Genomic DNA, 22,675 nt, shown 5'->3' on the forward strand with positions numbered 1-22,675 from the left:
TATTGTTGTTTAAGCTTTTTTCAGGCGCAAATGTCCCGACCGCACAGGGAGCATAAGCGCCGTTATTCAGAAATTATTTAATGCAGACATCAACGACATGGATCAATCAGCTTTGAGCTGAGCCTTCCATGTTGCCGGCGTACCCAGTTCAGAATCGACCAACTGGTTTTCGAATTGATTGCGTTCGTTGATGGCACTGGCGGAGCGATCGGTCTTGGAAAACCAGACAATACCGATGAATGCGACGGCCATTGAAAACAGGGCCGGATATTCATAAGGGAACCAGGCTTGCTGATGATGAAGGATCTTGACCCAAACGGTTGGGCTGAGAATGCACAAGGTAATGGCCGATACCAGCCCCAGCGATCCACCCATCACGGCACCACGGGTTGTCAGGCCTTTCCAGTAGATCGATAACAGCAGGACCGGAAAGTTGGAACTGGCGGCGATGGAGAACGTTAAGCTGACAATGAAGGCGATGTTCTGCTTTTCAAATGCAATCGCCAGGAGAATCGACATCACCCCCAGCACGATGGTCGTCACGCGAGAGACACGCATTTCGTCACGGTCGCTGGCGGTACCGCGGCGCAACGCATGGGCATAGAGATCATGAGAAACCGCTGACGAGCCCGCCAGGGTCAACCCTGCCACGACCGCCAATATGGTCGAGAACGATACCGCACACATGAATCCGAGGAAGACATTGCCCCCGACGTTATGGGCAAGGTGAATGGCAACCATGTTAACGCCACCCAATATTCCACCGGATGCATCGTGATAGGCCGGATTGCTTGCCACCAGGGCGATGGTGCCAAAGCCAATGATGACTATCAGCGCATAGCCGATGCCGACGAGACCGGAGGCATAAAGAATGCTCTGGCGCGCGGCTTTAACGTCACCGACGGTGAAAAACCGCATAAGAATGTGTGGAAGACCTGCCGTACCGAAGACCAGTGCCAACCCCAGGGAAATGGCGGATACCGGATCGGAAATCAAACCGCCGGGGCTCATGATTGCCCCATGGGACGGATGAACCTGAATCGCTTGAGTGAACAGTTGGTTCAGGCTGAATCCGAACTCGGATAACACCATGAACGCCATGAAAACGCAGCCGGTCAGCAGCAAGACTGCCTTGATAATCTGAATCCAGGTGGTGGCCAGCATCCCGCCAAAGAACACGTAGATCACCATCAGCGTACCCACCAGCAGTACAGCCGCGGTGTAGTCGAAACCGAACAGCAATTCCACCAGTTTCCCGGCACCGACCAGTTGAGACACCAGGTAAAGCAGCACGATCACGATCGAGCTGGACGCCGCGAACGCTCGTATGGGTCTTTGCTTCAACCTGTACGACAGTACGTCCGCCAGGGTGTAGCGCCCAAGGTTGCGCAACGGCTCCGCGATCAGGAACAGAATGATCGGCCAGCTGGCGAGAAAGCCGATCGAGTAGATCAGTCCATCGAAACCACTGGTAAACACCAACGCGGAGATGCCCAGTAAAGACGCTGCGGACATGTAGTCGCCGGCAATGGCCCAACCATTCTGGAAACCGGTGATTTTCCCGCCTGCGGCATAGTGATCGGCAACACTATTGTTCTTGCGCGCCGCCCATCGTGTGACAAACAGGGTGAACACGACGAACGCCAGGAACATGCCGATGGCAATGGGGTTGTGTTTGGGCACGGCGGCAGGGACATCGCTCGCGTATACAGTTGCCGAAGCAAGGATGGCCGAGAATGTAATAAGAAGACGCTTCATTTTTTGAAGCTCCCGATGATTGTTTTTATTTTGGGGTCGTAGCAGGTGTTGGTGCGCCAGACGTAGACGGCAACGAGAAGAATCGTGAAGGCGAGCATCCCGAAACCAATCGGCACGCCCCACGTCATGGGATGACCTTCGGTGATGGGTGTACCCAGGCGGGCAGGAATAAAGGCCAGCGTAAGAATGAAGCCGAAATACACTGCCAGCATGAGAGCCGTCATGCTCCACGAAAATATTCGTCGCTGTTTGACCAATGCACGAAACTGCGGGTTTTCCAGAATCGGATTTTGAATAGTGTCTTCAAGCTGTTCAGCGGACACGGCCGAGCCACCGTCTTGCGGATATGCATGTTCCATGGTTCTCTCCTGCGAAGGGCGTGTGACTGAATTAAAACTTCACGGGCACTGCCGTTTCGCGCATCACGGCTTCCGGAGTCCGGTACAACTCAGCCATTTCGCGCTCTTCCTCGCTTTTCAATTGCGCCTGCATATAGGCGCCAAGATGCCTGGCGTGCTGAACGATCGAGGCGCCGAAACGGCAACGTTGCTCGCTGTAGTCCGCCAAGGCTTCTTCAACGGATGCTTGTCGCTCGAGCGCTTCGACGATTGCCAAGGCATCACCGGCCGCCTTGGTGACACCCATCCCGCAATGGGGACGGACCACGAATGCAGCGTCGCCGAGCAACGCGATTCGTCCGAAATTCATCTTCGGTACTTCAAGGTCGTAAATAGGCTGGAACAGCGGCTGCGCAGCTTTCTTCACGACTTCGGCAAACTGTGGGGCCAGCAGCGTATCGGCAGACTCATACATATCGGCGAGCACGTCACGACGTATCAGCGTCGGAGGAATTCCACCTTCAAACTGCTTACCGCTCTCATCCCGGAGCAGGTCCTTCAACTCATCGTCGCCGCTGGTGCGATACCACACGAAGTTATAACGACGCTCGCCTGCCAGGGTACTGTTCGACTGGCCGGCAACCGGATACCCCAAAATCTGTTCGCGCGGGGGTAAGCAGAACGCAAATTTATCGAAGAGCGCAGCGTGGGCGGAGTCGGAAAGAACACCTTCATCGACCAACCCGCGCCATGCGATGTAGCCGGCGTATTGCAGATGCAAGTCAGGCAAAAGCTGCTGGCGAATCGTCGAGCGAAATCCATCGGCGGCAATGATGATGTCTGCTTGATGCGTGGAGCCATCGGCCAGTGTGATGCTGGCATGGGACTCCGTGCTTTCGACCGAGACGACGTTGCCGCCGCAACGATAGAGCGCGTCTGGAAAAGCGGCGCGAAGCACCTGGTACATCTTTCCCCACGCGGTCAGCGTTTGCGGGAGCGCGTTCTCCAATACGACATCGCCGTCCTGGTCCAGCGTGACGCGCGACAGCACATCGATACCTACCGACGCATCGAGTGGGATGCCCGCTGCGGCCATCGCTTCGAACAACTCAGGGTGTGTAACGATCCCTGCGCCTCGTCCAGCGAGTTCATCGGGTACCCGTTCAAAGACTTCTACATCCCAACCTTTGCGAAGCAACATGTTCGCTGCAAACAGACCACCCAGCGAGCCACCGACGACAATGGCGCGGCGTTTGTTCGGCATATTAATCATGGTTGCATCTCCACCGTCGCAGCGGCATGGGCGGCGTAGGAACCGACGGCTTCAATCTCGGAGGCCGGGAAGTTCAGTTCGATGGTGACGCCGGAAGGGTCTTCGATGAATACCTGATGCAGGCCCAGGCTCGGAACGGTGCGATCACGCCAGGCAATGCCTTCGGCTTTCAGGGCGCCCCAGAACTCAACCAGGCCTGTTACCAGAAACGCAATGTGATCAACGGTCCCGGTGCCCTTCAGCGGGATGTCCTTGTCGCCGAGATACTTCTTCAGGCCCTCGGGGTTGGCGGGATCGATCCCGATGATGTGGACCGTACCAAAATCCTGCTCGTCCCCTCCCATGTACAACCACACGCCAGGGAAGTCGAACGGCGGCCGGTAGCCAGGGGTGAAACCGAGCACTTTTTCATAAAAATGGCTGGACTTTTCCAGGTCGAACGACCGGATCGAGTAATGAGCGAGTTTTCGGACTTGCATGATGCCTCCAACAGTTTTTGTTGTTATTTATCGGTTGATAAACAGTAAGGCCTGACGAAATTGATGTAAATAGCCGGCGGACCCGATTTTTTAACGTCTGCCCCTGAACCGCGTCGCGATGGCGTCTTGGCAGAACGCGCTTGAGGCGTTTGGAACGGGCTTTTCAGAGCGAAATAGCGAGGTGCGCGCCCTCCCGCCACCTATCCAGCCAAAGGCTGAAACAGGTGATGAGTGGTCGAAAAAAGAAGGGTGAAAGCAGGATGTCAGGAGGTGGCCAGGCGGGAAATCAACTCAAGCGAGGCGTCCCGCCGATGTCGTTGTCGACCTGAGCCAATACATGGGGACCGCCATTGAGGAACGCATCGACCATCTGCTCTATCAGCGCGTCAATGTCCTCGGTCACCGGAAGATCGTAGATCCATTTGCGCACGCCGATATAGAAAATGCTGGCATGCAAACTCCAGATCAGTTCGAGCTCTTTTTCATTGATCGTTTCACCGGAGGAAGGCGCCAGACCATGGGCGTGGCGAATTTCGGCAATAACGGGAATGAAGACTCGCTCACGTAATTTGGCCAGATACCGATCGTTGATGCCTTCACGGGTCAACCCGGCGAACACGAAGATGCGAATCCATTCTCGTCGCAAAATCACGTGGGCGTATGAGGTATAGAAACGCACCAGGCGTTCCTGAAGGGGTTGCGAACGATCCTTGATCACCGTCTCCCAAGAAGCATCCCACTGATAAACCTCATCGTAAACGCGGTCGATCAGTGCCTCCTTACTGGGGAAATAGCGATAAAGCAAAGGCTGGGTGATGTCCAGTTGCCGGGCCAGCTCACGGGTGCTTCCCGAGAATCCGCAGGTCGCGAAGTGCTCGATGGCTTTCTGCACGATCTGCTTTTCCCGGACCTCTGGGGAAAGGCGCCGGGTTGCCGCTTTGACAGTGCCCTGTGAGTCCGTTGTTTTTTTTGAGTCTTGCATAACGCCTCGCTCGAGCTTCATCGAGGCATCATACAAAACAAAAGAATGCGCTGGCTATGAACCCCGACCCGGCGTCCGAGGACGTGAACCGTTCCGTCACCGGGCAGGCGTTCAGGCAGCGCGATGACTCAGTGGTTCTGCGCGTCTCTACGGGACACCACCAGGAAGACGATCAAGGTCACCAGTGACAGTGCACTGCCGACGGCCGCAATCGCCAACCAGCTGAAGTGTTCATAAAGCGAGCTGGCCACCGAGGAGCCAAACGCCCCGCCAATGAAGATGCTGATCATGTACAACGCATTCAGACGGCCTCGGTTGGCAGTGCCCAAGGCGTAGACGGCGCGTTGCCCAAGCACCATGTTCATCTGCACCGCGAAATCCAGCGCGATACCGGTCACCGCCAAGCCGATCACACCGTAAAAGGGATTGATGAACGCCGGCAGGAAACTCACTGCGGCCAATATCATGGCCAACTGTGAGGCGCGTCGAGTGTGCCCGGCATCCGCGAGTCGACCACTGATAGGTGCGGCGATTGCACCGATGGCGCCGACCAGGGAGAAAATCGCGATCTGACTTTGCGAGAGGCCGAACTCACGGCTCAATACCATCGGGACAGCGGTCCAGAACAAACTGAACGCGGCAAACATCAACCCTTGATAGAGCGCTCGCTGACGTAATACGGGTTCGCGGCAAAACAGTTGGCCAAGGGATTTCAGCAACTGGCCATACGACGCGCGATGGGCTGGTTGCCATTTGGGCATGGTCATGCCGATCACCATGGAAATGACGAGCATCAACGCAGCCGCGCTGATAAACACGACCCGCCAGCCAAAATGATCAGCAACCAGGCTCGACAGCGGCCGCGCCAGCAGGATCCCCAACAGCAAGCCGCCCATGATCCCGCCCACCACTCGGCCGCGAGACTCTTCCGGCGCCAGATGCGCGGCCAATGGAATCAGCATTTGCACAGAGACCGAGCTGAAACCGATGAGTGCCGAGACGACAAGGAACACACTCGGCTGCCTGGCCAGGCCGGCTGCGATCAGGCTGAAGATCGTAACCACGATCGTGGCAATCATCAGCCGGCGATTTTCCATGAGGTCCGCCAGGGGAACCAGGAAGAACAATCCGAGTGCGTAACCGATTTGAGTCAGCGATACGATAAAACTGGCGCTGCCATTGGACATGCCGATATCCGGGGCGATCAGGCTGATAATCGGCTGTGCGTAATAGATGTTGGCCACGATGGCGCCACAACAAAACGCAAAGAGAAGCACCATCCCTCTCGTCATTGAAGCTTTTGCTATCGTCGCTGCCGTACCGCTTGTTGAAACACTCATGCTGTGGACTCCTGAAGTTCGACAACGGTGACGTTCCAATGAAGGTCACCCGCTGGATGTTTGTCAGGCCACAAAATAGGCGGCACGCCTCGCCGGGAGAATATGGACATGGCGCAACGTCATGTTGCGTCGTGCGCAAAAGATGCCTGGGCAGTCTGCTGGAACCACCGTCGGAACGTGGTCGCTATGAATGCCAGACGAATACGGATGCGCTACTACAATGAGTAGAACTTCCGGGGCCTGACAGGCAGCGATCGAATGTGGATGAAACACCAACTCTGCGTCGTTCGGCCGATTCGTTTCGCAACCGCCTCGCTCATCCTCGTCACCTCCATTGCCGGCGCAGAGGATCTCGAGCCCAGGTCCTACGCCAATACGCCGGTCGGTATCAACTTCCTGCTCATGGGCTATAGCGATCTCCATGGCAACGTGACGGCCAACCCCTCGGTCCCGCTCCAGGATGCCAAGCTCGATATCAAGACTGTCGTGTTTGCCTATGCCAGATCCCTCGACATCTGGGGCCGCTCCGGGAAGTTCGATATCGTCGTGCCTGAGGCAAAATTGACGGGTTCTGCCCTGTTTGCCGGCGAGCCCAAGGAGCGAAATGTGACGGGTTTGATCGATCCAAGATTTCGCTTCTCGGTCAACGTGTATGGCGCCCCGGCGATGTCCCTGGCTGAATTCCCCAGCTATAAACAGGATGTGATTATCGGCACCAGCCTGGCGATCACGGCGCCACTCGGCCAGTACGACGCGAACAAGCTGGTGAATCTCGGCAACAACCGCTGGTCGTTCAAGCCCGAACTCGGGATTTCCAAGCGTCTGGGACCCGTGACCCTGGAATTGTCCGCAGCGGCAACTTATTACACCGACAACAACGAGTACCTTGGCAACCGCACACTTTCCCAGAACCCGATTTACCAGGTGCAGGCGCATCTTATCTATGCCTTTGAGAGCGGAGTCTGGGTCTCGCTGGATTCGACCTACTATGAGGGGGGGAGTACTTCAATCGATGGCGTCGGCAACCATGACTTCCAGGAAAATACGCGCTACGGATGCACCCTCACGCTACCGTTGAACCGCAACCATTCAGTGAAGCTCAATGCGAGCAATGGCGGACATACTCGTACGGGCAGCGAATACGATGCCATTGGCGTCGTCTGGCAATATCGCTTCGGCGCAGGGCTTTGAAACCGGGGCTTGCGCTGTATTCCATTCATGCATCGGTGGAATATTCGACTGAGTCTGATTATTGACCAATACCCGCAAGTGGTTCAGGAAAATCGAGCGTCACTTAATCTGATTCGATGGATAAAGACCGGCAAGCCGCGCTATCACCACACCCACATAAACTAAATCCGCATCGGATTCGGTTTTATCTTGTGGATTGGTCATATCGCCTCCCTGAGGCCGAATAGTTGCTTTATATGGCGTCTATGTTCGAATTACATTCTGAACCCCTTCCCTGTCTGTGCCCGTTTTTTCAACGGCCCGAGACGCCCTCCCCCGTTAACGCGCTGCACCTGTCTCAAGCGCGTTGAAACCACTAGTGTTGACGCCGATAAAAAGCCCGTTTCACAAACTCGGCCGACACCATGTACACCAGACTGATTGCCAGCATCAGCAACAGGATATGGAATGGCAAAGGCACCAGGCCGAACCAGGGGGCTACCGGGCTGTACGGCAGACCTATGGCCAGCAGGCCGATGCCCAGTGCACTGACGATCAGCAGTTTCGCCGGGCGGCTTTGGTAAAACGGTTTGTAGGTGCGCACGATGAAGATCGTCAGCAGTTGAGTCAGCAGCGACTCAACGAACCAACCGCTGCGAAATACTGCAGGAACCATCTCTGCCAGCAGGTACAGGGCCACGAACGTCAGGATGTCGAACAGCGAGCTCACCAGCCCGAACACCACCATGAAGTTACGTATCTGCTTGATGTTCCATCGGTGAGGCGTGCTTTCCCATTCCCGGTCAACGTTGTCGCTGGCAATTCCCATCGAAGGGATGTCGGCCAGGAAGTTATTGAGCAATATCTGCTTGGCCAGCAGCGGCAGGAAGGGTAGCGCCAGGGAAGCAAGGGCCATGCTGATCATGTTGCCGAAGTTGGCACTGGAGACAATCGATATGTATTTGAGGGTATTGGCGAAGGTATGACGCCCCTCTTCGATACCTTCGCGCAGGACATTCAGATCGTGTTCCAGCAGCACAAAGTCGGCGGCCTGCTTGGCCACGTCGGCCGCGTTGTCCACGGAAATCCCGATGTCGGCGACTTGCAGCGCCGGGGCATCATTGATGCCATCGCCCATGTAGCCGACCACATGCCCGGTCTTTTGCAGGGCCCGGATGATGCGCTCCTTCTGATTGGGATCGACCTCGGCGAACAGGGTTGTCCGGGGGGCCAAGTGCATCAAGGCTTCATCTTTCATCACCGAGAGTTCACCGCCGGTGATGATTCGCTCCACCGGCAGGCCCACCGCCTGGCCGACATGGCGGACGACCAGATGGTTGTCGCCGCTGATGATCTTCACTTGCACACCCAGCCCGTCCAGGGTGGCGAGCGTGTCCTTGACCCCGGGTTCCGGCGGGTCAAAAAACAACAGAAAGCCGCGAAAGGTCATGTCCTTTTCTTCGTCGCGGTCATAGTGCGGCTGATCGGGCAATGCACGGGTGGCAATGCCCAGGACGCGAAAGCCCTGCTCGCTCCAGTCCGCGAAACGTTGCGCGATCGTCGCCCGCTCCGCGTCGTTCAACGTGACAACCTGTTCACCACGGCGCAGGTGCGTGCAAACCTCAAGCACATTGTCCAGGGCGCCTTTGGTGACCATCAGTCTGCTGGCCCCGGGCGCATTGGCCACCGCCACGCTGAGGCGTTTACGGACAAAGTCATAGGGGACTTCATCAAGTTTGATGACATCGGCGCACGGTGCCAGGTCTTTGCCGGCCAGGGTGATGGCATCGTCCATCGCGTTACGCATGCCTGTCTGCAAACTGGAATTGAACACCGCCAGCTGCAGGACATCAGTGGCGGCGACGCCCTCCACATCCATCGCAGCGTCCAGCACCACGACACCCCGGGTCAGCGTACCGGTCTTGTCGGTACACAGGATGTCCATGGCCCCCAGGTTTTCGATGGCGTTGAGGTGACGCACGATCACCCCTTTCGCCGCCATGCGCTGCGCGCCTTTGGCCAGCGTAATGCTGAGAATCGCCGGCAACAGTTCCGGCGACAAACCAATGGACAAGGCGATGGCGAATAGCAGCGTGTCGAGGGTCGGGCGATGCAGCAAGATGTTGATGCCGAACACGACGATCGTGATCACCAGCATCACCCGCAGCAACAAGGCACCGAAACGACGCAAGCCACGCTCGAACTCCGTTTCGGGAGGCCTGAGCGACAAGGTCTTGGCGATGTGGCCGATCTCGCTGTCCTGGGCATAGCGCGTCACAAGCACCTCGGCGGTACCGCTACGGACCGAGGTGCCCATGAACACACAATTGTGGCGCTGCCCCACGGTGGCCTCAGGGGCGCAATCACCTGGCAGCTTTTCGACCGGAAAGGTTTCGCCGGTCAGCAGGCTCTCGGCGATGAAGCAGTCGAGGGCCTGCAGGATGCGGCCATCGGCGGCGATCAGGCTGCCGGCGCTGAGTAACAGGACGTCACCTGGCACCACGTCACTGGCGGCAACCTCCAGGGTCTTGCCCTCCCGACGGACCGTTGCGCGCAAGGCGATCTTGTTGCGTAGCTGCTCCACCGCGTGGCTGGCACGATTTTCATACCAGGCGCTGAGGACAGCGCTGATCAGCACAATACACCCGACAATCGCCGCGTCGAGCCAGTCGCCCACCACCACGGCCACCACCGCGCCGGCAATCAGAATAAGCACCAACGGCGTGCGCATTTGTTCCAGCACCAGCCTGGCCAATCCCTGTGGCCGGTCCTTGGCCTGGGTTGGTGCGCTGCGCAGTCGCGCCTTGGCCTGGGCCTGGCTCAACCCCGTCGGATTACTGTGCAAGGTGCTGAACAACTCGCTGAGCGACGGGCTCCAATAATCGGCGCAGACATCATGCGTCGGTTTTGTCGTGGTGGAATGCCATTCGCGATGCGCCAGCCAGAGACCGGGCAACATCGGTAACCAGAACGTCAGGCCGCGAAACAGCAGCGTGGCAGACAACGCCACGGCTACGTTCACCCCGACCCAATGCAACGTCACCACGGCTGCGGCTTCGAAGGCCCCAAGACCACCCGGCACAATGCCGATACTGCGCAGAACGCTGGCCAGCATGAAGCCGGCAAATAACCCCAGGGGCGGTGCCGAGACGCCCAACGCTCGCACCAGGACCCACAGCGTTGCACTGTCCAGCAGGATGATCGCTAGTTCCAGCAACGTGATGCGCCAGAGCAAGGCGTGGCTGCGTACCAGCTGTCGATCCGCTCCGGTGAGCAACGCAAGGCCTTTGGCGATCATCGAAAAACGCTGCCCCGGCACATGGGTCGCCAGGCGTGTGTTGCCGGCCAGCCTTGGCGTGGCAACCGCCAGCATCAGGCTGACCGCCACGAACACCACACAGGTCACCAATAAAGCCGCCGTTGCATGCCCCTGGAAAATCACCACCGGCAGTGCCACGCCAACGGACAGCACATAGGCCAGGAAGTACCCGGACAGATCCAGGACAAGGCACGCCAGCACGACGGGTCTGGCGAACCCCAGGCGCACGAACGAGGCGACAACCGCAAAGGCCCCGCTGATGCCGGAAGACGGCAAGGCTTGATCGACAAACAGCTTCATCAAGCTGAGCTTGCCCGCTTCCCAGAGTGAAAGATGCTGAGCCCCGGCCTTGAGCACCACACGAAAAACCTGCCCCTGCGCCATATAGGTCAGGGCTTGCAAGCCTAAGGCGGCGATGAGCCACAGTGGCTCTGCCTCCGTCAGCAGGCGTGTGAAGGATTCGACGTCCGTGAATTGCAGTGCGACGCCCACCACCGTCGCAAACATGGCGGCTCCCAGCAGCCATGTCAGCCAGAGTGCGGGACGACTGAAATGCTGGCCGTCTTCCAGCGCAGCTGAAGGGGGAAAGTCTGGAATGGGTAATTTGACAGACATGCCGGGGCCCTGAGCAATTTGGCAGATCGCTGGATTCTGGGCCCGTGTGGGCGGACGGGATTGATTAATGTCAATTCCGCGTGCTCGAGCGGGTTCAGTCCGGTGGGACACTGCTGCCGGTCTCCGGGTACCCGCAGCGCTGAGCAAGCCGACCGGGCCTAGGGGGAATGTATTATTTGCGCGTTATTGTCGATGAGGGTTTGTATGATCTCGACCGATCCGTTGATGGCAAATTGAACGCCCATGCACACCAATATAAAACCCATCAAACGGGAAATGGCATCGATACCCGACTCCCCCGTGACCTTCATGATTAAGTCCGACGCGCGCAAGCAACCCCAAAGTGTCAACGCGGTGACAAGGAAAATTAAAGGTGGAGCCGTCAGCAGCACCCATTGCGGAAAGGTGGTGTTGTTTTTAATGGTGGCAGAGGCACTGATGATCATTGCGATCGTGCCAGGGCCGGCTGTGCTGGGCATGGCCAGGGGGATGAACGCGAAGCTGGTTTTTTTCGCCGCGCTATCGCTGCAAGCGGTTTCGCGAGGCTTGGGAAACAACATGTTCGAGCCGATCACGACAAGTATCCCACCACCGGCAATCCGCAAGCCCGGGATCGAAATACTGAATACACCCATCACGAACTCACCGATGTAATAGGTCACCAGCATAATGATGAAGACGTAAACTGCCGTCAGGAAGGCCTGCTGGTTTTTTTCTTCACGACTGAACCCTTGGGATAACGCCAGAAAAAGCGCCACGGTGGTGGGTGGATTGATCAATGGCAACAATGCCAACAACCCGAGCGTGACGGCGTCGAATAAATGGTTCATCCCTATCCACCCTGCAAGTCACTAAAACACTTCGTGGTGCGTGATTACGGAGCCGACTGAGTGTCGACATGTGCTACACAACTTCCCTTTCGGGGCGGCATTCGAATGCCAGGCAAGTAACGCCAGACAAGTCTAGGTGCGATGTGGGTTTTCACCACTGACGGTGAGAATCTGGCCATACATTGATTTAAATCAGATGACCCGACTACGCGCGAATCCAACGTGGCTCATACTCACCGAGCACGTTTTGCGCGGCTTACATCCGAAGCCGGCCACTGCACAGGCATGCCGTCGATGTATCAGAACCTCGCCCTCTTCGCCGCTTTCCTCCTGTTCTACAGCCTATTTGCCGGGGGGATCGAGACACGCCTGCTCAATGGTCCCCTGATGTTCATGCTCGTCGGCCTGATTCTCGGTCCAGCGTTCCTGGGCGTTTTGCAGCCCCGGATCGACAAGGACGGCCTGAGGATGCTCGCAGAGCTGACATTGGCGATCATTTTGTTCAGCGATGCCGCCAATGCCGACCTGAAGATTCTCAAGGCCCACGAAGGTTTGCCCTTGCGCCTGCTGATGATCGGGCTGCCCCTGACCATGCTCAGTGGTTGGCTGATCGGTCGCTGGCTGTTCCCGCAGATACCGCCGGTGGAACTGGCAATCATGGCGACCCTCTTGGCTCCCACCGACGCGGCGCTGGGCAAGGCTGTGATGAGCAATCCCAAGGTTCCCGGCGCCGTGCGTGAAGGGTTGAACGTCGAGAGCGGGTTGAATGACGGTATCTGCGTTCCGGTGCTGTTGATGTTCCTGGCATTGCTGATCGAAGAGCAGACCCGTTCCCCCCTGTCACTGGCCGGGGAGTTGTTCATCGAGGAACTGGGGATCGGTGCCGTCGTCGGGCTGGCCCTGACTTTGATCGCCTGGCTGATGTTTCGCTACGCCTCAAAACAGAGTTGGCAATCCCCCATATGGTCACAACTGACGCTGCCCGGACTGGCCCTCCTGTGCTTTGCCACAGCGCAAACACTCGGTGGCAGCGGGTTTATCGCCGCGTTCGTCGGCGGGTTACTGGCGAGCAGTCTGTTTTCCGAGCAAAAGCATCGCTTGCTCGAGGCCAGCGAAGAATTCGCCACCCCGCTATCGGTCATAACCTGGATCGTGTTCGGCGCGCTGGTCATCCCTCGGGTCTGGGGCAATCTCACCCCGGCCATCTGGTTCTATGCGGTGCTGAGCCTGACGGTGATCCGCGTGCTGCCGGTACTGATCAGCCTGGCAGGCACGGCCTTCGATTACGAAACGCGACTGTTCATCGGTTGGTTCGGCCCACGCGGACTGGCCACCATCGTCTTTGCCATCATGATCCTGGATTACCCGCTGGAGGCCGGTCGCATGGTAGGCGCCATCGCGGTCTGCACGGTTCTACTCAGCGTGGTATTGCATGGCTTGAGCGCCAATCCATGGGTTTCGCGGCTGGCCCGTCGCGAGCGTTGATTGACTTATACGACTTTGCCCCTAGGCTTCAGGCTTATCTGTACAGAATTTCCGACTTGTACAACATTGCCTGGAACCTGCCATGTCCGCCTGCCTGTCCGCTTTCGCCACGACGTTCGCACCCCTGACCCCACATGCGCGCCGCCCATCGTCGTCGTGCGCCTGATGTCGAGCCGGGCATGGCTTATCGGTAACGCACTATGGATGCAGGCCGGCTGGTGGGGCTGTGTGCTGGGCGCCAGGCACCCTTGGCTGCTACTGCTGATAGCGGTCGGCCTGGTGATCCATATCGCGATCTGTCCACGGCCGGGCAAGGAAGCCACTGCGCTCCTGCGCGTGGGCGTGGCCGGTTGGCTGATGGATGCCGGCCTGGGCGCGCTGGGGGTTTTCGAATTTGACCAGCCGCCCCTGCCCCTGTGGCTGGCACTGCTCTGGCTGGTGCTGGCGAGCGGGCTTCGCCACAGCCTGGCCTGGGCCCGGAAGCCGATGTGGCACGGCGTGCTGCTCGGCCTGATCGGTGGACCGCTGGCGTACATCGCCGGGGCGCCACTGGCCGGGGTCGGTTTGCCCTGGGGCACCCTTGGCACCGCCCTGCTGCTGGCGCCGCTGTGGGCAGCAGCTTTGCCCCTGGCCCTGCGACTGGCCGCGCCGCGTTGACAAAATCAAGCCAGCCGCTAAGGCTGGCGGCGGAAGAACAGACTCACCTGCCCCAATTCGACGCCCAACTTGCTCATGCTCGAACGATTGATCAGGGTGTCGTCGTCCATCAGGTACATCCAGTCGTCGAAATCCACTTCCCAATGCTTGCCATCCACTGGCAGGTCAAGGCGATAGCGCCAGCGCAGCGCGTTGCCGGCGACCTCGCCCCGGGCTTCGCCAATCACATCGCTCGCCCGGCCACGCCAGCGCATGGGGCCATCCGGTTCCAGGGTCCAGACCCGCTGCTGGCGCGTACCGTCGCTGTAGACAAACCGCTCGTCGAGGATCAGGCGCTGCCCCTCTCTATGGCTCTCAATCTGGACGTGGAATCGCTTGAGCACTTCGCCTGAGCGATTCTGGTACAGGCCCCAGGCTTGCACCGGCCGGGAAAAGAATGCCGCCAGATCCAGGCTCGGACGTTCCCGGGCGTAGTGCTCCACGCCGACATTGCCGCAGCTGGCCAGCAACAGGCTGCCCATCAGTAACAGTATTCGCCGCATGTCTATCTCCTGTTCAGCAGGTTGGTATTCAGAACGCTGCTATTCAGCAGGACCGCCCTGCCCCAGCAGGCGTTGGCGCAACTGTGGATCTCGCGCCCGCGGGTCGAGCCAGATGTCGAAAAACGCACGGGCGAATCGGGCATCAGGCACTTGCCGGTGAAGCCGGTCGTCGACGTAAAACGTGCAGCCTTTGCCGGGCAGGTAGACCCCGGTAATGCGCATGCCGGGCTGGACATCAACGAAGGCTTCACGCATTTCAGCGGACCATCGTTGCAGGGTGGCATCGTCCAGGTTCGCCCCGCCCAGGCGACGCATTTCATCCAGGCTGGCCTCGACCAGCGTGTCCCTTGACAGTGCACGGCGATACGTCAATTCGAGCGCAAAGGGCTGACCCCACGCCGGCGGCGCCTCGGAGCTCCACAAGCGCGCGGTGTACAGGCTCATGCCAAACCAGGTGAAATCGCCCCGGCCGACCAGACGTGCCTCGGGGACGGATGGGCGCCAGTCCGCCGAGGCCGGCACCGAGAGCATCAGCAACAGCAGACAAGCCTTCGACAGGCGATGTTTGAAAATGCGTCTTGCGTCAGCCACGTTCATCAGAGCCTCCTGCTTGCAGCTCAATATTGTACAAGAATAGCTGTTTGTATAGCTTTATGCCGAGCAGCGGCAAAACTTGTACAACGTTTGCGGTGAACGCCTCTCCAATGCAGGTGAGTTTTGACTTTCCGCGATAGACCTGGAGGTTTTCCATGGCGACGCGCGCCAGGCAGTTTCGTCTGGCTCAGTTCGGGTCCAGCAAGCCGCCGCTCCAGTTGCGCGATACCCGGCTCCCGGTGAACTTGGCCACGCCCATGCCCTGGGCAATCAAACGATCGCGAAAGCGGGTGACCAGCCGCCCGGTTTGCTCGGCATACAGCACCACTTCCGATGATGGATCACCCGGCCGGCGCAGAATCCGTGCAAAGCGCTGTCCCTCTTCGACGCTATCGCCCAGCTCCTTTTCAAAGATCAACACCCCCGGCTGCGGCGCAATGATGGTTTCCATGTGGCCCATTTCTACCGCTTCGACAGGCCAGTCAGGGGGTGTTCGTGCCTCATCGATCACCCCATAACCGCATAGCCACGTATACAGGCCCTCGGCATCCTGCTCGGCGAATCGATCGTTGACATCGCCCTGCCCTCGCAGCTCCAGGGTCGCGGCCATGCGCTGGGCGGTCCTGCCTTCGCGCAGCCACGGGGCAATGATGGTTTCTTCGAACGAACCGTCGCCGCCCTCATCCCAGATGATCGCGACGTCCATTTTCATCGCCGCCGCCAACGCGCGACCACGGGGCCAGAAACGGCGATGAACGTAGACGTAGGGCAACGCTTCGTCGTCGGTGTGCAGGTCGAGCATCACATCGGCCGGCGCCGCCAGCTGCACCAGTTTTTTCTGCCATTGCTGGACGTTGGTCATCGACCGCTCCATCGCCGCCGACTGGTCGAATCCCCGGTTGAAGTTATGCCCGGTGGCGTCGTGGTAACGCCCCAGAATCCGCCCCTGGCGAAACTGCCCGATACCCAGCGGATTGGCCTGCGGCACCACGGTCACGCTGCCCTTGAGCCGCCCCCCGGCCTCGGCGACCCGCAGGCGCTGCATCAACAGATGCAGGACCAGCATCCCGGCGATTTCGTCGGCATGCACACCCGCCTGCACATGCACCTTCGGCCCGTGGCCATCGCCCTCGAAACGCCAGGCACCGACCTGCACCGGTTCGCCGTTGTTATTGCGAACGTTGAACGAAATATCCTGAACCATGCGCTTGCCCTCCCCTGATGAGCGTTAACAATCGAGGTATTGCCGCTGTCGAAGCTGGAGATTGAACACACGTTCAACTAAGCTCGCCAGCGTGGAACCACTGCCAAGGAATCCCCTGTGACCACCACCGTCCCGAAAAACCGCCGCGCCGAGCCTGACGAGCGTCGCGAACTACTGGTCGCCGCCACCCTGCGCTGCCTGGGCCGCGACGGTCATGCCGGGATTTCCGTGCGGCGCATCGCCACCGAGGCCGGGGTTTCCGTCGGTTTGCTCAATCATCATTTCGGCAGCATCGATGCACTGATTGCCGACACCTATCAGAAACTGGCGAGCGAACTCACCACGGCACTGCTCCAGGAAATCGAGCAGGCCGGCACACCCGCGCAAAAAATGGATGCGTTTCTCGTCGGCTCGTTTTCACCCAGGGTCATGGACCCGAAACTGTTGGGCGTCTGGGTGGTGTTCTGGAGCCTGATCCGCCACTCCGAACACGTCAGCCAGTCCCACGTCAAAACCTACGGCGCCTACCTTGATCTGCTTTGCCAATTGCTCGACGGCATGGCCGACAGCGAAGGCTTCAGGATTCACGACACGCGCCTGGCCGCCATCGGCCTATCGGCGATGCTCGACGGACTCTGGCTCGAGTGGTGCCTCAACCCCGAGACCTTCAGCGCCGCCAACGGCCTCCATATCTGTCGTTGCTGGATAAAGGGGCTGCGTCACGGAGCATTCAGCACCGACGACGTCCTGTGACGGATGCCGGCCGAAGATCATCGCCAGGGTGCCGCTCACGGCGATCAACCCGGCACCGATCATCAACGACACATCCATCAGCGTGCCCCAGATCAGGCTCGACAGGGCAAACGCCCAGATCAGCCCGGTGTACTCGAACGGCGCCAGCAAGGTCGCCGTGGCGCGGCGGAAACTGGCGAACAGCAGGAACTGACCGATACCACCCACCAGCCCTGCCCCGACCATCCCCAGCCAGGCCGGTGTCGGCGCCGGGGTATAGGTCCACGGCAGCGCCACGACCATGCACAGCACAAACACCACGTTGGTGATCAGCATTTGCTCCAGCACCGAGGTCTGGTCGTCCACCTGGCGCAACTGGATATAGGTGAAGGCCCAGCACATCGCTGCCAGCAGCGTCAGCACAACCGGCACCGGTTCGCTCATGTTGTCCGGGCGGCAAGCTATGATCACGCCGGCAAAACCGATGATCAGACTGAACCACTGCCAGGCACTGGCGCGCTCCTTGAGAATCACCGTTGCCAGCACCGTGACCATGATCGGCGCGGAAAAATACAGGGTGGTCATCTCCGCCAGGGTCAGGTCACGGGCTGCCGTGTAGTACAGCAGCCACGCCACGATCGACAACAGGCCGCGCACCACCAGCAAGCGCCGGCTCGGCGAGTGCCAGGCCCGCAAGACCAGACGCATGCGTCCCACGGCCAACACCACGGCGGCCACCACCAGGGCGCGCCAGAACAGAATGGTCACCACCGAGTAGTCAGCCACCAGCCACTTGATGGCCGCATCCTGCAACGTCAGGAACGCGTAGCCCAAGGTGCACAGGCCAATGCCCTGCAGCGAACGGTCAACCCGTGGCGAACTCATCAGGCTGACCTGCGCACGGGCGTGCCGCGCCGCTCGGCAAAGGCAAACAGCGCCTCGATCAGGAACGTCAGGCAGACATACACGCCGGCCACCAGCAACAGCGGCTCATAGACTTGCAGGGTCTGCGCCCGAACCACGTTGGCCGCGCCCAGCAAGTCGATCACCGCAATGGTCGAGGCCAGCGCCGTGGACTTGAGCAGCATCACGGTTTCCCCGGCCAGGGTCGGCAACAGCAGGCGCAACGCCCGTGGCAAGCGCACCCGCAACAAGGACTGACGCGGGGTCATGCCAAACGCCGAAGCCGCTTCCATCTCACCCTTGGGCACTGCCAGCAAGCCACCACGAATGACTTCACCGACGTAGGCGCCCACCGACACCACCAGGGCAAACACGATGTACCAGTAACCATCGCGCAGGTAGGGCCAGAGAAAACTGCCACGGATCAGCGGGAACTGCGCAAACAGACTGCCGAGGCCGTAATAGAAGATGTAGATCTGGATCAACAGCGGTGTGCCGCGCGTGACGCTGGTATAGAACAGGCTGACCTTGGCGATCACCCTGTTTTTCGAGATCCGGGCCAGCGCCACCAACACCGCCAGCGCGTAACCGAACACGCTGGAAACCAGCAGGATGGTAATGGTTGTTTGCAGCCCTCGGCCCAACAGCGCCGCGTATTCAACTGTCCACGCTGGAATCATGTCATTCACTCAGCCAATGGCATCCAGCGACGAATGCGTCGCTCGAGCCGTCCCGACAGGTAGTTGGACACCAGCGTCACCGCGTAATACAAGGCGGCGGCCGTGAGGTAGAACAACAGGTAGTGACGCGTCGAACCCGCGCCTTGTTTGGCGGTGTAGAGCAATTCGTTGGTGCCGACCACACTGATGAGCGCACTGTCCTTGATCAGGTTGATCCACAGGTTGGCCATCCCCGCCATCGCATACGGCGCCATGATCGGCAGCGTCACGCGACGGAACAGTCCAAAGCCGTGCAGACCGAAAGCCTTCGCCGATTCGATCTGACCGTAGGGGATCGCCTGGATTGCCGCCCGGAAAATCTCCGAGGCGTAAGCCCCCTGCACGAGCCCCAGCACCAGGATCGCCGCCAGTGGACCGCTCAGGTTCACCGCGTCATAACCGAGCCGGGCCATCAGCGAATTGAGCAACATGGACCCGACGTAGTACAGGAGCAGAATCAGCAACAACTCCGGCACCGCCCGGAACAGCGTGGTATAGACCCGCGCCACGGCCGCAATCGGCTTGGGCGCGCCCAGCTTGAGGCAGGCCACAACCAGGCCGATCGCCAGTCCGACCACAAAAGCCCCCGCCGAAATCTGCAGGGTCATCCAGAGTCCCTTGAGCAGCGCCCCGCCCCATCCTTGTTCGGTGAAATTGATCAAATCGAACATTGCTGGCATTTCACTCTCCGGTTAGCAAACATCAACCAACTGACGTGATCCCTGTAGGAGCGAGCTTGCTCGCGAAAAACGTTAACGATGATGCGGCTTCTCTGACGAACCGCGTCGCTCTTGCGTTCATCGCGAGCAAGCTCGCTCCTACAGGAGTTGGGTGTTGCCGTCAGAACGTCGGTTTCACACTGGTACCGAAGTAGCTTTGGGAGAGGTCGTCATAGTCCTTGCTCGCCAGCAGGGTCTTGATTGCCGTGTCGAGTTTGGCCTTCAGTTCGGTGTCGTCCTTGCGCAGGCCTGCGCCGACGCCCTTGCCGAAGATCGGGTCGTAAGGCACCGCGCCGAGGTAGGCCAGGTTGCTGGCGTCCGGGGTCTTGACGAAGGACGCCATCGCCGTGCCGTCGGCCATCATCAGGTCGATACGCCCGGCGATCAGGTCGGCGTTGGCCGAGTCCTGGGTGTCGTAATACTTCACATCGGCGATTTTTTCGTAGTAGGTCTTCAGGTAGCTGGCGCTGACGGTCGAGTTCTGTACGCCGATGGTCTTGCCCTTGAGGTCATCCGGGTATTGGGTCACGGAAGTGCCCTTCGGCCCGACCAGTGCGACAACCGAGTCGTAATAGGCCTTGCTGAAGGCGATCTGTTTTTCCCGCTCCTCGGTCACCGACATCGAAGAGAAAATCACGTCGATCTTCTTCGCCAGCAGCGACGGAATGATCCCGTCCCACGCCACTTCCTTGATCTCGCATTGCGCTTTCATTTCGCTGCACAGCTTGTGGATCAGGTCGACTTCAAAGCCCTTCCACTCGCCGTTGGCCTGTTTCTCGGTGTACGGCGGATAGGGTTCGGCGGCGACCGCGAACCTGATGGGCTGCGCTTGGGCCGCACTCATGCCCGCGAGCAATACGCAGGCCGCGCCGGTCAACCAGTGTGCAAAACGTCGATTTCCCATGATGTATTCCCGTCTTTTTATGTGTTAGCGAGTTTGATGAGCGTTGACGAATTGTCGGCAGCGCTCGCTGCGTGGGTGTACGAACACTTCGTCCGGCGAACCGGTTTCCTCGATCAGCCCTTGATGCAAAAAGGCAACTTTGGAAGAGACATCGCGTGCAAAGGCCATTTCATGAGTCACCAGGATCATGGTCCGGCCTTCTTCGGCGAGAGAGCGGATCACCCGCAGCACTTCCCCGACCAGTTCCGGGTCGAGTGCCGAGGTGGGTTCATCGAACAGCATGACCTTGGGCCGCATGGCCAGGGCCCGGGCGATGGCCACCCGTTGTTGCTGTCCCCCGGAAAGAAACGCCGGGTACTCGTTGCGCTTGGCCGCCAGCCCCACGCGTTCGAGCAAGGCTTCGGCCCGTTCAGTGGCCTCGGCTTTGCTCTCGCGCAGGACCTGGGTCGGCGCTTCGATCAGGTTTTCCAGCACCGTGCGATGGGGCCAGAGGTTGAAGTTCTGGAACACCATGCCCAGGCTGGACCTGATGCGCACAAGCTGTTTGGCATCGGACACCAAGGGCGCGCCAGGCCGCGTGTGGTTCAGGTGAATGCTTTCGCCGTCCACCAGAATCCGCCCCTGATCCGGCACTTCGAGCATGTTGATGCAGCGCAGCAAGGTGCTTTTTCCCGAGCCGCTGGCCCCGATCAGGGAGATCACCTCGCCCTCGCGGGCCGTCAGGGATACGCCCTTGAGCACCTCGATAGTGCCGAAGCGTTTGTGCAGCTGTTCGACCTGGATCATGGTCCGGCCCGCGACCGGTTCGACCACCGCCGAAGGGGGCTCGCAGCTGATGTTCGGCCGGGGCGCTTCACCGTTGAGCACCAGGACAAAATCTCGAATCCGCTGGCAGGCTTGCGCCAGGCGCTCTTCACCGAGGGTGAACGACAGCCGCACAAAACCTTGCGCCGGTTCGCCAAAGGCCGCGGCATCCAGCACCGATACCCGCGCCTCGCGCAGCAGGCGCCAGGCAAACTCCAGCGACGTCAGGCCGGTGGCGCGCACATCCAGCAATACGAACATGCCGGCGTCGGGTTTGAGCACGTCGATCCCCGGGCAATCCGATAAACCCGCTACCACCAGATCGCGTCGACGGCGATAAATGTCGCGCATGCCGTGGGTCACTTCGTCGTGGGCCTGTACGGCCTTGAGCGCAGCTTCCATGACGAACCCCGGCAAGCCGTAGAGCATGCTCAACACCAGGGTTTCGGCATGCGCCACCAGCGTGGGGGCGGCGACGATCCAGCCGATGCGCCAGCCAGTCATGGCATGGGACTTCGACAGACTGCCGATCACCACGCAACGCTCGGCCATGCCCGGCAAGGCGGCCAGGCTCAGGTGTTCGTGTTCGAACGTCAGGCTCTCATAGACCTCATCCACCACCACCCACAGGTCATGGGCGATGGCGAGGTCGGCGATGGCTTGCAACTCTTCGCGGTTGAGCACCACGCCGGTGGGATTGTTCGGATTGGAAAAGAAAATCGCCCGGGTGCGCGGGGTAATGGCCTTGGCCAGCACCGCCGCGTCGAGGCGGAAGTCGTCGCTCGCCGCACAGGGGACCCGCACCAGCGTGGCGCCGGAGGCCTTGAGGGTGGCTTCGTAAGTCACGTACATCGGATCGAGGGCAATCACCTCGTCGCCGGCACTGAGCAGGCACATCGACGCAACGAACAGCGCATTTTGCGCACCGGCCACGGTAATCACGTTTGACGCTTGCAGCTCACGGTCGAACAGCTTGCCATAACGTGCGGCCACGGCTTCGCGCAACGCCTGGCGACCGGCAATTTCGGTGTAGTGGGTATCACCTTCGCGCAGCGCCTGGATGGCGGCGTCAGTGATGAAATCAGGGGTGGGGAAATCCGGGTCGCCGACACTGAGGATGATCACATCCTCGCCGCAACGCCGTGCTTCAAACGCCGCATTGTGAATATCCCAGGCCGCAACACCTTGACCTGAGATCCGCTCAACAAAGGGTGAAAACCGCATGCCAGTGCCTCATTCGAAATGAAGAAACGCAAGCCCGCAACCAGCCGGGAGAGAAGGTCGAACGAACATAGCCCAAGCTGAACA

19 protein-coding genes and 1 pseudogene are annotated in these 22,675 nt (G+C 59.5%); 4 read left to right on the forward strand and 16 right to left on the reverse strand.

Annotated features, from left to right (window positions below; all coding sequences use genetic code 11):
- Positions 1–102 precede the first annotated feature (102 nt).
- The 6 genes from BLV61_RS00905 to BLV61_RS00930 form a co-directional block, all read right to left on the reverse strand.
- Positions 103–1,758 (reverse strand): cation acetate symporter, encoded by a 1,656-nt coding sequence (locus BLV61_RS00905; RefSeq protein ID WP_090461852.1) that lies wholly within the window; start codon positions 1,756–1,758, stop codon positions 103–105.
- Positions 1,755–2,117: a DUF485 domain-containing protein gene (locus BLV61_RS00910; RefSeq protein ID WP_090461854.1), complete on the reverse strand. Its 363-nt coding sequence runs from the start codon at positions 2,115–2,117 to the stop codon at positions 1,755–1,757. Before BLV61_RS00910 ends, BLV61_RS00905 begins: the two co-directional genes overlap by 4 nt.
- Before the next feature lie 31 nt (positions 2,118–2,148).
- Entirely contained in the window at positions 2,149–3,369 is a 1,221-nt protein-coding gene (locus tag BLV61_RS00915) for an FAD binding domain-containing protein (protein ID WP_090461856.1), read from the reverse strand.
- Positions 3,366–3,848 (reverse strand): VOC family protein, encoded by a 483-nt coding sequence (locus tag BLV61_RS00920; RefSeq protein WP_090461858.1) that lies wholly within the window; start codon positions 3,846–3,848, stop codon positions 3,366–3,368. The genes BLV61_RS00915 and BLV61_RS00920 overlap by 4 nt, the downstream gene beginning before the upstream one ends.
- 286 nt (positions 3,849–4,134) lie before the next feature.
- A complete protein-coding gene (locus BLV61_RS00925; RefSeq protein ID WP_244159762.1) occupies positions 4,135–4,740 on the reverse strand; it encodes a TetR/AcrR family transcriptional regulator in 606 nt (201 codons plus the stop codon).
- A 218-nt stretch (positions 4,741–4,958) separates the two neighbouring features.
- Positions 4,959–6,170, reverse strand: a complete 1,212-nt coding sequence (locus tag BLV61_RS00930; RefSeq protein ID WP_081997880.1) for an MFS transporter — start codon at positions 6,168–6,170, stop codon at positions 4,959–4,961.
- A 264-nt stretch (positions 6,171–6,434) separates the two neighbouring features.
- On the opposite strand from BLV61_RS00930, the gene BLV61_RS00935 reads away from it, so the two are divergent.
- Positions 6,435–7,361, forward strand: a complete 927-nt coding sequence (locus BLV61_RS00935) for a transporter (RefSeq protein ID WP_244159764.1) — start codon at positions 6,435–6,437, stop codon at positions 7,359–7,361.
- Between the two features lie 355 nt (positions 7,362–7,716).
- Here the strand turns inward: BLV61_RS00935 and mgtA are convergent, their stop codons facing one another.
- Together mgtA and BLV61_RS00945 are read right to left on the reverse strand one after the other, a co-directional pair.
- Entirely contained in the window at positions 7,717–11,274 is a 3,558-nt protein-coding gene (mgtA, locus tag BLV61_RS00940; RefSeq protein WP_090461866.1) for a magnesium-translocating P-type ATPase, read from the reverse strand.
- Between the two features lie 158 nt (positions 11,275–11,432).
- Complete coding sequence (locus BLV61_RS00945; RefSeq protein ID WP_090461868.1) at positions 11,433–12,104, reverse strand: MarC family NAAT transporter; 672 nt, start codon at positions 12,102–12,104, stop codon at positions 11,433–11,435.
- Between the two features lie 294 nt (positions 12,105–12,398).
- On the opposite strand from BLV61_RS00945, the gene BLV61_RS00950 reads away from it, so the two are divergent.
- A complete protein-coding gene (locus BLV61_RS00950; protein WP_047529214.1) occupies positions 12,399–13,589 on the forward strand; it encodes a cation:proton antiporter in 1,191 nt (396 codons plus the stop codon).
- A 165-nt stretch (positions 13,590–13,754) separates the two neighbouring features.
- Positions 13,755–14,246, forward strand: a complete 492-nt coding sequence (locus tag BLV61_RS00955; protein WP_090461871.1) for a DUF2878 domain-containing protein — start codon at positions 13,755–13,757, stop codon at positions 14,244–14,246.
- Between the two features lie 17 nt (positions 14,247–14,263).
- Here the strand turns inward: BLV61_RS00955 and BLV61_RS00960 are convergent, their stop codons facing one another.
- The 3 genes from BLV61_RS00960 to BLV61_RS00970 form a co-directional block, all read right to left on the reverse strand.
- Positions 14,264–14,788 (reverse strand): DUF3833 domain-containing protein, encoded by a 525-nt coding sequence (locus BLV61_RS00960; RefSeq protein WP_047529219.1) that lies wholly within the window; start codon positions 14,786–14,788, stop codon positions 14,264–14,266.
- A gap of 39 nt (positions 14,789–14,827) precedes the next feature.
- The gene (locus BLV61_RS00965; protein ID WP_090461873.1) at positions 14,828–15,385 is read right to left on the reverse strand and encodes a chalcone isomerase family protein; all 558 of its coding nucleotides are present in this window, start codon (positions 15,383–15,385) and stop codon (positions 14,828–14,830) included.
- Positions 15,386–15,569: 184 nt separating this feature from the next.
- Positions 15,570–16,586 carry a M14 family metallopeptidase gene (locus BLV61_RS00970; protein WP_090461875.1) on the reverse strand — a complete coding sequence of 339 codons (1,017 nt, stop codon included), beginning with the start codon at positions 16,584–16,586 and terminating at the stop codon, positions 15,570–15,572.
- Positions 16,587–16,814: 228 nt separating this feature from the next.
- Here BLV61_RS00970 and BLV61_RS00975 point away from each other — a divergent pair.
- Positions 16,815–17,243, forward strand: a pseudogene (locus BLV61_RS00975) (TetR family transcriptional regulator C-terminal domain-containing protein); the annotation flags it as partial.
- Here the strand turns inward: BLV61_RS00975 and BLV61_RS31445 are convergent.
- The 5 genes from BLV61_RS31445 to BLV61_RS31805 all read right to left on the reverse strand — a co-directional run bounded on the left by BLV61_RS31445 (position 17,199) and on the right by BLV61_RS31805 (position 22,591).
- A complete protein-coding gene (locus tag BLV61_RS31445; RefSeq protein WP_090461878.1) occupies positions 17,199–18,203 on the reverse strand; it encodes a DMT family transporter in 1,005 nt (334 codons plus the stop codon). The pseudogene BLV61_RS00975 and the gene BLV61_RS31445 sit on opposite strands and share 45 nt — an antisense overlap.
- Positions 18,203–18,901 (reverse strand): ABC transporter permease subunit, encoded by a 699-nt coding sequence (locus tag BLV61_RS00985; protein ID WP_047538681.1) that lies wholly within the window; start codon positions 18,899–18,901, stop codon positions 18,203–18,205. Before BLV61_RS00985 ends, BLV61_RS31445 begins: the two co-directional genes overlap by 1 nt.
- A 5-nt stretch (positions 18,902–18,906) precedes the next feature.
- Complete coding sequence (locus BLV61_RS00990) at positions 18,907–19,620, reverse strand: ABC transporter permease (protein ID WP_047529225.1); 714 nt, start codon at positions 19,618–19,620, stop codon at positions 18,907–18,909.
- Between the two features lie 160 nt (positions 19,621–19,780).
- Positions 19,781–20,563: a transporter substrate-binding domain-containing protein gene (locus BLV61_RS00995; protein WP_090461881.1), complete on the reverse strand. Its 783-nt coding sequence runs from the start codon at positions 20,561–20,563 to the stop codon at positions 19,781–19,783.
- A 24-nt stretch (positions 20,564–20,587) separates the two neighbouring features.
- Entirely contained in the window at positions 20,588–22,591 is a 2,004-nt protein-coding gene (locus BLV61_RS31805) for an aminotransferase class I/II-fold pyridoxal phosphate-dependent enzyme (RefSeq protein ID WP_090461883.1), read from the reverse strand.
- Positions 22,592–22,675: the final 84 nt, after the last annotated feature.

The organism is Pseudomonas mohnii (genome assembly GCF_900105115.1).
Classification (GTDB): Bacteria; Pseudomonadota; Gammaproteobacteria; order Pseudomonadales; family Pseudomonadaceae; genus Aquipseudomonas; species Aquipseudomonas mohnii.

Bases quoted from the DNA above. Each gene is read 5' to 3' on its own strand.
- BLV61_RS00905 (WP_090461852.1), bottom strand. From the start codon at position 1,758: ATGAAGCGTCTTCTTATTACATTCTCGGCCATCCTTGCTTCGGCAACT.
- BLV61_RS00910 (WP_090461854.1), bottom strand. From the start codon at position 2,117: ATGGAACATGCATATCCGCAAGACGGTGGCTCGGCCGTGTCCGCTGAA.
- BLV61_RS00915 (WP_090461856.1), bottom strand. From the start codon at position 3,369: ATGATTAATATGCCGAACAAACGCCGCGCCATTGTCGTCGGTGGCTCG.
- BLV61_RS00920 (WP_090461858.1), bottom strand. From the start codon at position 3,848: ATGCAAGTCCGAAAACTCGCTCATTACTCGATCCGGTCGTTCGACCTG.
- BLV61_RS00930 (WP_081997880.1), bottom strand. From the start codon at position 6,170: ATGAGTGTTTCAACAAGCGGTACGGCAGCGACGATAGCAAAAGCTTCA.
- BLV61_RS00935 (WP_244159764.1), top strand. From the start codon at position 6,435: ATGAAACACCAACTCTGCGTCGTTCGGCCGATTCGTTTCGCAACCGCC.
- mgtA (WP_090461866.1), bottom strand. From the start codon at position 11,274: ATGTCTGTCAAATTACCCATTCCAGACTTTCCCCCTTCAGCTGCGCTG.
- BLV61_RS00945 (WP_090461868.1), bottom strand. From the start codon at position 12,104: ATGAACCATTTATTCGACGCCGTCACGCTCGGGTTGTTGGCATTGTTG.
- BLV61_RS00950 (WP_047529214.1), top strand. From the start codon at position 12,399: ATGTATCAGAACCTCGCCCTCTTCGCCGCTTTCCTCCTGTTCTACAGC.
- BLV61_RS00955 (WP_090461871.1), top strand. From the start codon at position 13,755: ATGTCGAGCCGGGCATGGCTTATCGGTAACGCACTATGGATGCAGGCC.
- BLV61_RS00960 (WP_047529219.1), bottom strand. From the start codon at position 14,788: ATGCGGCGAATACTGTTACTGATGGGCAGCCTGTTGCTGGCCAGCTGC.
- BLV61_RS00965 (WP_090461873.1), bottom strand. From the start codon at position 15,385: ATGAACGTGGCTGACGCAAGACGCATTTTCAAACATCGCCTGTCGAAG.
- BLV61_RS00970 (WP_090461875.1), bottom strand. From the start codon at position 16,586: ATGGTTCAGGATATTTCGTTCAACGTTCGCAATAACAACGGCGAACCG.
- BLV61_RS31445 (WP_090461878.1), bottom strand. From the start codon at position 18,203: ATGAGTTCGCCACGGGTTGACCGTTCGCTGCAGGGCATTGGCCTGTGC.
- BLV61_RS00985 (WP_047538681.1), bottom strand. From the start codon at position 18,901: ATGATTCCAGCGTGGACAGTTGAATACGCGGCGCTGTTGGGCCGAGGG.
- BLV61_RS00990 (WP_047529225.1), bottom strand. From the start codon at position 19,620: ATGCCAGCAATGTTCGATTTGATCAATTTCACCGAACAAGGATGGGGC.
- BLV61_RS00995 (WP_090461881.1), bottom strand. From the start codon at position 20,563: ATGGGAAATCGACGTTTTGCACACTGGTTGACCGGCGCGGCCTGCGTA.
- BLV61_RS31805 (WP_090461883.1), bottom strand. From the start codon at position 22,591: ATGCGGTTTTCACCCTTTGTTGAGCGGATCTCAGGTCAAGGTGTTGCG.